The organism is Streptomyces sp. NPDC058664, assembly GCF_042716635.1.
GTDB lineage: Bacteria > Actinomycetota > Actinomycetes > Streptomycetales > Streptomycetaceae > Streptomyces.
Map to the genome: position 1 here is coordinate 1 of NZ_JBHXRW010000227.1, position 1227 is coordinate 1227.

At 64.5% G+C, this 1227-nt stretch carries 2 protein-coding genes; both read right to left on the reverse strand.

Features of this window, described 5'->3' with window-relative positions; genetic code table 11:
• Nucleotides 1-131: 131 nt before the first annotated feature.
• On the reverse strand, nucleotides 132-620 hold the full coding sequence (locus tag ACFWUY_RS41755) for an IS3 family transposase (RefSeq protein WP_384122332.1): 489 nt from the start codon (nucleotides 618-620) through the stop codon (nucleotides 132-134).
• Between the two features lie 406 nt (nucleotides 621-1026).
• Nucleotides 1027-1227, reverse strand: a 201-nt coding sequence (locus tag ACFWUY_RS41760) for a transposase (RefSeq protein WP_384122336.1), incomplete at its 5' end; no start/stop codon positions are given.

A 1227-nucleotide genomic window follows, 5' to 3' on the forward strand; every position in this document is an offset into this window, starting at 1 on the left:
ACCCTCGCCTGGAAGACCCCCGCCGAAGCCCTCAACGAGCACCTACTATCCCTCCAGCAAGCCGGTGTTGCGACGACCGGTTGAGTCCAAGGTGGGCTTCGTGATCAGTGTGCATGATCGCGCCGGCGAGGCTACCGCGGGTCCGTTCGGCGGCCAAGGCGTCGGTGAGGAGCTTGGTTCGCATGTAGTCCGCGAGTGCCCAGCCGGCGCGAGGTGAGGTCAATGACCGTGGCCAGATACAACAACTCCCCGCCTTCCAGCGGGGTATAGGTGATGTCGCCGACAGACTTGGTGTCGGCGGTGAAGTCCCGTCCGATCAGGTCGGGTTCTTTCACGGCAGCCGGGTCAGAGATGGTCGTGCGGTGCTTTTTGCGTAGTCGCAGACCTGCCAGCCCGATCGTGCGCATCACCCGGGCGACGCGCTTGTGGTTCTCGCGCTCGCCGCCGTCGCGGAGTTCAGCGGTGACCCTCCGGACGCCATAGGGCCCATCCGGCTCCTGGTGCACCCGGCGTATTCGCGCAGCGAGCTTGGCATCGGCGGCCTGGTGGGCGGTCCGCTCGGGCGCAGTACAGCGCCCGTAGGAGAAGCTGGAGCGGGCGATGCCGAGGATGCGGCACAACCACTGACGCCGAAGCGGCGCTGGTGGTCGTCAACAAACTGGCAGCGGTTCACCAGCGCGTCTTTCCGGCGAAATACTTCGCGGCCCGTCTCAGGATGTCCCTTTCCTCCTCGAGCTCACGGATCCGCTTGCGAGCAGCGGCGAGTTCGGCTTCCCCCTGCGTCTGCGAACGGGCCGGCTCACCGATCTGGCCCCGGAGTCTGCCGGCGCCAGCTGCCCGGATCCAGTCCCGCAGAGTTTCAGGGTTGACCCCCAGATCAGCGGCGATCTACTTGATTGTCACTCCGGGCCGAGACTCGGACAACGCAACCGCGTCCGCCCTGAACTCCAGCGGGTAGTGCTTCATGACCACGGGACATCCATTCTCTTAGAGGGCGTTTGATCTAGGCGGATTGCCGCTTATGCCCTAGTAGGTTCCTCGCCAGGTTGGTGTGGTCTCATCCGTTATGCGCTTGGCGAGGTTGTCGATCGAGGCGATGTGGATCATGGCTTCGGAGCTGGTGGTGAGAGTTTCGTAGTCGCGGGCCAGACGGCGGTGCATCATGATCCAGCCGATGCTCCGCTCGACCACCCAGCGCCTTTTCACGACGTGGAAGCCGCGTTTTTC